Origin of the sequence: Alkalimonas collagenimarina (assembly GCF_030717845.1) — a bacterium.
GTDB classification, from domain to species: Bacteria; Pseudomonadota; Gammaproteobacteria; order Enterobacterales; family Alteromonadaceae; genus Alkalimonas; species Alkalimonas collagenimarina.
The window spans coordinates 53,663-62,387 of the sequence record NZ_JAUZVZ010000023.1; the positions used below are offsets into that span (position 1 = coordinate 53,663).

Below are 8,725 nucleotides of genomic sequence, written 5' to 3' on the forward strand. Positions count from 1 at the left end.
ACTACGTCTGAAACAACAGCATATGATGCGTTCGTTAAAAATTCATCTTATACGAATTAAAAAGGGGTTCCAATCTGTTGTTTCAAGCGATACAAAATAGCAGCAGTTGCGCCCCAAATTAATTGTTGGCGCCAGTGCAAAAAGTGGACTGGAAGTTGTTTGCCCTTGTGCTGCCAGTTCCATTGCTGCCAGCGCCGCTCTTCCCATAACTCCTTGAGGGGGGCGTGAAATAAGTCTGCTACTTCGTCATGCTGCAATAACCATTCTTTTGGTGGCTCGATCAATGCCAGCCATGGCTCAATAACAAAACCGGTGCTGGTGGGTTGGTGTGGCAGGGCGCCCAATAATTGCACTTGAGCTGGCGCCAAACCAATTTCTTCTTCAGCTTCGCGCAACGCCGCCTGCTGACTTAATTCACCGGGTTCTAACCTGCCTCCCGGAAAGCTGATTTGGCCAGGGTGATGGCGTAAGTGAGCCGCGCGCTGAGTCAGCACCAGCTCCAGGCCATTGGCGCCCGATAGAATAGGCAGTAGCACCGCGGCACGATGGTGGTTAGGCCCAGCAATAAAGTTCTGCTGAACTTTGGGCGAAGCCTGGAAGGAATAACGTGTTAACAGCCAGTCGATTGAGTAATTCACAGTAATACAGTCTAAATATACGAATGCACACTATACCAGTGAACGTAGTTTAAACCATACTATGGAGCACTATTGGTTGGTTTCTGCTTGTTCTCTTAACTTAGACAGAGCAGAAGAGTATTTCTGATACTCGATGTACCAACCATCTGCCAGAGGTTTGGTAAAATGAGAGTTTTCAATGGTATCAGGATCTCCTTGAAAGAAAACATCAGCATTATAATCAGCCAGTTTGGCGGGTTGATACGTGTAACTAAGGCTAGTTCCCTTGCCCGCAAAACTAATGTCCCATTCAGGGACGAAAATTGAGCATTCATGGCTATCATTTTGTTGTAACACAATGACATCAACATCAATCTGATGTAAGAGCTGATCCAGCTGTTCTAGATGAGGCTGAAAGTTAGGATTATGTTTTAGCTGCTCTAATCGAGGTTTTAAGTATGGCTCACGTTCCATCTCAGTATGGATATAATAGCGAAAGTAAGGTGTATTTAAGTCTGCTTTTATGGAACAAGCAATGTTCGCTAAAGCGTTAAACTGCGCATGATGTTGATAAAAGCGTTGCTCCAACACTTCGACGTCTGGCCGTTTGTCACAAGCGGTAAGTGTCAATACGCTGATCATTAAAAAATATAGATGGTTATGATGACCCATACTGAACACCTTGGCTGCGTTTGCCAGAGCTTAACAGCCCTGACAAATTAACTATAATAATTATGGAATTATCCAAAAACTACAGGTTTTTTCCATGTAAAACATGCCATTGGGTAAGCCTGAAGGAAAGTACCAAAGTTCGCAGTTGATCATAAGAGCTGTGCAATCAGTTCATCCATATTTATGGTATTCAATGTACCAACCACTGGCCAGCGGCTTGGTAAAACGGATTTCCTTTCGTTCCACTTCTGGAGTGCCTTTAGTATCGTAAAGATCGGGATGGTATTCGATAATCTCAGTAGGTTGAAAGCTAAAACCGATGGTAATTCCACTGCCGGCAAAAGCAGACGACCATTGAGTGATATGTAATGTGCAGCCCGGCGCACCTTTTTGTTGTAACACAATGTGTTCAGCGCCTATCTTTGTCATTAGTTGGTCAAGCATTTGAAATTCTTCGGACAGTGAATCACTGAACTGCTCGCCACTGTTGACCTCATAGCGCAACCAGCGGGTGTTAAGCTCGCTCCTTATCGAGCAAGCGACTTTAGAAATGACTTCAAACTGTGTTTGATGTTGATAAAAACGTTGCTCCAGCACTTCGATGTCTGGTCGTTTGTCACAAGCTGCTAGTATCAACACGCTTATTATTAAAAAATACAGCCGGTTTTGATGATTCATGCGAACTCCATGGCAGGTAAACTGTGCCAGAGCTTAATCCTCTGGCATAGAATGTGAAATTAAACTCAAATAATTTATGGTATCATCCAGAAACTGCAGTTTTTTTCCATGTAAAACATGCCGTTGGTTAGGCCTGACGGAAAGTACCAAAGCTCACAGCTAGACCAATAGGTACCACTACCACCAAGATTACCGCCATCAGTACCACCAGTACCGCCCGTTCCCGGATTAGGCGCTTGGTCCAAGGTTCTATCGTCAATACAAGATAATGACTGGGAATCTGATGGATTTTGACTATGTACTTCACTTGCATAGCGCCAGCCTTTAGCTATTAACTCGTCATCACCGGGGCTATCACCTGAGTTTGTAACATAATTATATATCCCTTGTGTGATTACACCCATTGAAAGCTCGCCTCCATTATCTTGTATTGCCTGATAAGCAGCAGCATAGCGTTGAGATGCGCTTAAGCTAAAGCCGTGAGTATGCAAAACGGCACCGTAGAGATAATTGCCAAACTCCATACCACCATCCCACTCGCTATCACCTGATTTTACATCGAATTGAGCACCTGTCTTATGATTTTGATACAGGCGCTGGTAGGTTGCAGTATGAATCGCGAAAGGGTTTGAAGAGAAAGCTGTTTTTGTTCTTGCGCGCCATGTTCGCTCATTCCTAAGTATCTGATTTAAGTTTAGTTGCCTTCCCGAACCATCACGTGCATAAGGTGCTGGTGTAGGTGGTCTGTTATCAGCATTGCATTGCGAGCCAGAAGATGCCACTACATCACCGATCATTACTGCATTGGTTGATAGCGGTGATATCCATGTTGGGCTTGGTTGGCTGAAAGGATCTGTACATATGAGTTCACCGTGAACTTCATAACATCCACCACCACCAGGTGGTGGGGTTGGTTGCGATGTACTTTTGGCTTTAGCACTGACTACGACTGAGATCATGCTTAGTCCTTGGACCTCCCGATTATTAATGATATTGAAGGTGTAATCGTAATTGGCACCATTCTGCGCTTTTTTCAGTCGTAGTGTAGCTCGGTCATGGTTTTGGATATTGACCTTAGCCATATCAAAGTCAGTGTAAATGTTTTTGTTGTACACGGTACTGCCATTGGTCAGTTGCCAACGGGCATCATAGCCCACCAATGCAGGACTGTTCATGCCCGGATAGGATTTATCCACCATAAAATACGTTTCTGTTGGGTGTAAATCCCGTAAGGTGATGCAAATTTCGCCATTACTGCTGGATGCGGTGGATAGAGTTATTTCACTGTTTTCTCGTAGCTCAATACAGGAGGCACTGGCATAGCCAATACTAAGTGTGGCGAGAGCTGTAACAAAAAAATTTCGTAACATCTTATGATTCCTTTCTTAATTAAATGGAATCATGACTATATCCCCCCCCTCGAACTTTGTGTCAATTGTTTAATACAGGTAATATTTTTGAAACTTTATCCAAAGTTTCCTGATACTCGCTATCCAGAGTGGAATCAGCAACGATGCCGCCACCAGCCCAGCAGTGCAGCTTGCCATCACTGGCGACCAGCGTGCGGATGGCGATGTTGGTGTCCATATCGCCGCCGTGATCAATGTAACCAATAGAACCGCAATACACTGAACGTCGGTGTGGCTCTAGTTGCTCTATGATGTGCATAGCGCTGATTTTAGGGGCGCCGGTAATGGATCCGCCAGGAAACGCTGCTCGCAGTAGGTCGGTGGCATCCAGCCCATCGGCCAGCAAACCGGTCACGGTACTAACCAGGTGATGCACTGCCGGGTAGCTTTCAATGGCAAATAAACTGGGCACCCGCACTGAGCCGGGCTGCGCGACCCGGCCAATATCGTTGCGTAGCAAATCGACAATCATCACATTTTCGGCGCGATCTTTTGTTGATTGCTGCAGGGTTTCGGCATGAGCATCATCTTGCTCCGGGTCGCGATGGCGCGGCATGGTGCCTTTGATCGGCTTGGTTTCAATTTGCTGATCATGCAGCTGCATAAAACGCTCGGGCGAAATACTCAAGACACAACCTTCAGGCAAACGAATAAAGGCAGAAAAAGGGGCCGCATTGGCGTGGCGCAATTGCAAATAAGCCTGCCACTCATTGCCGGTATAACGAGCGCTGAACCGCTGCGCCAAATTAATTTGGTAACAGTTACCAGCGAGTAAGTGCTGCTGTACTTGATGAAACCGCTCGGCATAACCGGCTTTATCCATATTGGCTTGCCAGTTCGATGTCAGGGTAAGCGGCGTAGGGTCCGAATCGTACTGACATAGCCGTGTATTCAATTGACGCCAGTGCTGCTCGGCATCCCCCCGGTAATCTAAGTACCACAGTTGCTGTTTTTCTTTATCCAGCACCAAAGCCCACAGGTAAATACCCACGGCCATATCGGGCAGTTGAATATCATGCTCGGCTTGCTCTGGCAGACGTTCAAAGTAACGGCCCAGATCGTAACCAAAATAGCCCAGGGCTCCACCACGGAAAGGCAAATCCAGCGCTGGTGCGGGTTCTGGGAAATAGCATTTTAGCGCCGCCTGTAGCACTTTTAGCGGATCGTCCTGATAGCGATGCTGGCCATGCTCGTCGGTTAAAATGGTCATGCCTTCGCGTGCTTCAATGGTGCAGCAGGGTTCGGCGACCAGAATGTCGTAGCGGTTATTCAGGCCGGTTTGGGCCGCTGAGTCCAGTAGCATGGCCCAGGGTTGATCGGCCAGCGGCGCAAAATAACTCAGAAGATTGGCCGGGGCATCCCCGACAATATGATAATGCTGCATGCAATCATCTCTTTACACTGTTTGGCGGCAATAGACTCTAGCCGTTATTGCAGGGTATGATATCAGCCTTGTATACCCAAGTAACCTCAAGATGTGAGTTTCAGACAGGAAGGATAAGTTTCAGATGACAGTTATACGCCAGCAAGATTTTATCGATAGCATTGAAGATGCCTTGCAATACATTTCGTATTATCACCCGCTTGATTTTATTCAGGCACTGGAAGTGGCGTATCACAAAGAAGAAAACAAGGCTGCCAAAGACGCCATTGCCCAGATTTTAATTAACTCTCGTATGTCGGCAGAAGGTCACCGGCCTATTTGTCAGGATACTGGTATCGTCACCTGCTTTGTTAAAGTGGGGATGGATGTTAAATGGGATAAAACTGATCTAACTGTGCAGCAAATGGTAGATGAGGGCACCCGTCGTGCCTACCTGAACCCGGACAACCCGCTACGTGCTTCTATCGTGTCAGACCCTGCCGGAGCTCGCAAGAACACCAAAGATAATACCCCTGCTGTGGTGCATATTGATTTAGTGGCTGGCGATCAGGTCGAAGTGATGATTGCGGCCAAAGGCGGCGGCTCAGAAAATAAAACCAAGATGGTGATGCTAAACCCATCGGATTCGATAGTGGATTGGGTGTTAGAAACCTTGCCGAAAATGGGCGCAGGCTGGTGCCCGCCGGGGATGCTGGGTATAGGCATTGGTGGTACTGCAGAGAAAGCAGCGGTGCTGGCGAAAGAATCATTGATGGACCCGGTGAATATCCAGGAATTACTGGAACGTGGCGCTGAAACGACCGATGAAAAGCTGCGGGTCGAGCTGTATGAAAAAGTGAACAAACTGGGCATTGGCGCTCAGGGGTTAGGTGGTTTAACCACTGTAGTGGATGTGAAAATCAACAGCGTGCCAACGCATGCTGCTTCATTACCGGTCGCGATGATCCCAAACTGCGCCGCCACTCGTCATGTGCATTTTCATCTGGATGGCTCAGGCCCGGCTGATATTAAGCCGCCGAAGTTAGAAGATTGGCCACAAGTCACCTGGGAGCTCGGCAGCAATGTGCGTCGGGTGAATCTGGATACGGTAACCCCGGAAGACGTACAAAGCTGGCAGGCCGGTGAAACCGTGCTGCTGAGCGGTAAAATGCTGACCGGCCGCGATGCGGCGCATAAACGCATTGCCGATCGCCTGAACAAAGGCGAAGGTTTGCCTGAAGGGGTTGACCTCAAAAATAAATTTATCTATTACGTCGGCCCGGTCGATGCGGTAGGCGATGAAGTGGTTGGCCCGGCAGGCCCGACGACAGCGACGCGGATGGATAAATTCACCGAGATGATGCTGTCGCAAACCGGTTTACTTGGCATGATTGGTAAATCGGAGCGTGGTGATGCCACCGTCGAAAGCATTAAGCAGCACAAGGCGGTGTATTTAATGGCAGTCGGTGGTGCAGCTTATTTAGTATCGAAAGCCATTAAAAAAGCCCGTGTGGTGGCCTTTGAAGATTTAGGCATGGAGGCTATCTATGAATTTGAAGTGGAAGATATGCCCGTGACCGTGGCAGTGGATAGTCAGGGCAACAATGTCCATAAACAAGGCCCGGCTATCTGGAAAGTAAAAATCGAAGACATGGCAAGCGCACAGTAAGTCGCCGCATACCAGCAAAACCTGCCAGCATCGCTTGCAGGTTTTTTTTAACCATCAGGGGAAGCTTATTATGGAAAAGTATTCTGTTACGCTCTCTGCGCTGTTGTTAGCCGGGCTGGGGTTCCATGCCAGTGCTACCACGCCGTTGCAGGTCGAGCACCTTAGTCAATTTAATCAACTGAGTGATATCAACGTATCGCCAGATGGTCGTTATCTGGTGTATGCCCAAAGCAATGGCGGTTTTAGCCCCGCTGATCACAGTCATGATTTGTACCTGCTGGATTTACAGCAAAATCAGCCAGCGCAACCAAAGCGTTTAACGCAAAGCAGCAGCCGTGAGCAGCAAGTGCGCTGGAGTAGTGATAGCAGCAGCCTCTATTTTCTGGCCGATCGCAGTGGTAGTGCTCAAGTGTGGCGTTTACCACTTACCGGGGGCGAAGCGAGGCAAATGACAGATTTGCCCTTACCGGTACAAGGCTATCAGGTATCAGCCAATGGCGAGCGTATCGCGCTGGCGTTGGCAGCCAAGCCAGGTTGTGCCGATATTGCCTGTACGCTGGCAGCAAAAGAAACGGATAGCCAGCGTAAAGATACCGCCATGGTGTACGACCAATTGATGGTACGGCACTGGGACCGGTGGCTCGATGGTTATCGCACACATTTGCATGTCGCTGAGCTTGGCGATACGCCGGTGCAAGATGCACTTAATTTGATGCCAGAGTGGAACACAGACATTGCAGGGATTGAGCAAGTGGTGTTTACACCCGATCAACAGCATCTGGTGTTTAGTGCCAAAATCCCCGGCGTGGATGAAAGCTGGCACACCAATTACGATTTGTTCGAAATCAGCATTGAGGGTGGCGAAAAGAAAAACCTGACGGCCGATAACCCAGCCTGGGATTCGCATCCTTCGTTTTCTAATGATGGCCGCTTTCTGGCCTACTTAGCCATGGAAAAACCACAGGCCGAATCCGATCGCCGTCGTTTGATGCTACTGGATCAGGTCACTGGCCAGCGGACTGAACTGGCACCGGACTGGGATCGCTCCATTAGCACCTATGTGTTCGGGCCAGATAACCGCACCATTTACGTCACCACTCAAGACGTAGGGCAGGTCAGTATCTATGCCATCAACACCAGCTTTGGTGATGTGCGTAAAGTGTATGGTGATGGCACGGCAGGCCACCTGAATGTCACTTCAGAGCGCATTGTGTTTAGCAATCATCGACTGAACCAACCAACCGAGATCTACCAAATTAATACCGATGGCAGCCGCTTACAGCAACTCAGCAACGTCAATGCTGATTTAATGGCGACGTTAAAATTTGCTGATTTTGAGCAATTTAGCTTTTCCGGCTGGAATGATCAGACCGTGTATGGCTATTTAGTCCGACCGGTCGATTTTGATGCCACTAAAAAATATCCGATGGCTTATTTAGTGCATGGCGGCCCGCAAGGCAGCTTTGGCAATATGTTCCATTACCGTTGGAATGCTCAGTTGTGGGCCGCGCAGGGCTATGCCGTCGTGATGGTCGATTTTCATGGCTCGACGGGCTATGGGCAAGCCTTTACCGATTCCATCAGTCGTGACTGGGGTGGTAAGCCGCTGGAAGATTTGCAAAAAGGCTTTGAATACATCCTGCAAGCTCAGCCATGGATTGATGGTGACCGCGCCTGTGCCTTAGGGGCATCCTATGGTGGTTACATGATGAACTGGTTCGCCGGCAAGTGGCCTGACGCTTTTAGCTGTCTGGTGAATCATGCTGGCTTGTACGACATGCCCAGTTTCTATGGCAGCACCGAAGAGCTGTTTTTCCCTGAGTTTGATTTGGGCGGAACGGCTTGGGATGCAGATTCAGATTATCAAAAATTCAACCCTGCAGCCTATGCTGATAACTGGCAAACCCCGATGTTGGTGATCCATGGTTTAAAAGATTACCGAGTACCTTACGCTCAAGGTTTAGGCACCTTTACCAACCTGCAACGCAAAGGCATCGACTCACGCTTAGTCATTTTCCCCGATGAAAACCATTGGATCCGTAAACCGGAAAACCTGCAGCGATGGTATCAGGAAGTGTTTGATTGGATGAAACGCTATACTGCGGAATAACCGTAGGGGCGCATGATTGCGCCCTAAAATCCCACCCCAAAAAAAGGGCGCAACCATGCGCCCCTACGTTATTATCGATGCATCATTGTTGTGCTTGTGATGCTCGATGCCCTGAGCAACACATCATGTGTAGGGGCGAAAATCCGTTCATGTAGGGGCGCATGATTGCGCCCTAAAATCCCACCCAAAAAAAGGGCGCAATCATGC

Annotated in this window: 7 protein-coding genes; 2 read left to right on the forward strand and 5 right to left on the reverse strand. The window is 48.4% G+C overall.

The window, feature by feature from the left end:
* Positions 1-56: 56 nt before the first annotated feature.
* From Q3O60_RS14270 to pabB, 5 genes are all read right to left on the reverse strand, one after another.
* Positions 57-638 (reverse strand): CoA pyrophosphatase, encoded by a 582-nt coding sequence (locus Q3O60_RS14270; RefSeq protein ID WP_305894618.1) that lies wholly within the window; start codon positions 636-638, stop codon positions 57-59.
* A gap of 69 nt (positions 639-707) precedes the next feature.
* The gene (locus tag Q3O60_RS14275) at positions 708-1,289 is read right to left on the reverse strand and encodes a hypothetical protein (protein WP_305894619.1); all 582 of its coding nucleotides are present in this window, start codon (positions 1,287-1,289) and stop codon (positions 708-710) included.
* A gap of 171 nt (positions 1,290-1,460) precedes the next feature.
* Positions 1,461-1,967, reverse strand: a complete 507-nt coding sequence (locus tag Q3O60_RS14280) for a hypothetical protein (RefSeq protein ID WP_305894620.1) — start codon at positions 1,965-1,967, stop codon at positions 1,461-1,463.
* Between the two features lie 74 nt (positions 1,968-2,041).
* Positions 2,042-3,337, reverse strand: coding sequence for a hypothetical protein (locus Q3O60_RS14285; protein WP_305894621.1), 1,296 nt, complete (start codon positions 3,335-3,337; stop codon positions 2,042-2,044).
* 61 nt (positions 3,338-3,398) lie between these two features.
* On the reverse strand, positions 3,399-4,760 hold the full coding sequence (gene pabB / locus Q3O60_RS14290; protein WP_305894622.1) for an aminodeoxychorismate synthase component I: 1,362 nt from the start codon (positions 4,758-4,760) through the stop codon (positions 3,399-3,401).
* Between the two features lie 124 nt (positions 4,761-4,884).
* On the opposite strand from pabB, the gene Q3O60_RS14295 reads away from it, so the two are divergent.
* Together Q3O60_RS14295 and Q3O60_RS14300 are read left to right on the forward strand one after the other, a co-directional pair.
* The gene (locus Q3O60_RS14295; protein WP_305894623.1) at positions 4,885-6,408 is read left to right on the forward strand and encodes a fumarate hydratase; all 1,524 of its coding nucleotides are present in this window, start codon (positions 4,885-4,887) and stop codon (positions 6,406-6,408) included.
* Positions 6,409-6,478: 70 nt separating this feature from the next.
* The gene (locus Q3O60_RS14300; RefSeq protein ID WP_305894624.1) at positions 6,479-8,518 is read left to right on the forward strand and encodes a S9 family peptidase; all 2,040 of its coding nucleotides are present in this window, start codon (positions 6,479-6,481) and stop codon (positions 8,516-8,518) included.
* Positions 8,519-8,725: the final 207 nt, after the last annotated feature.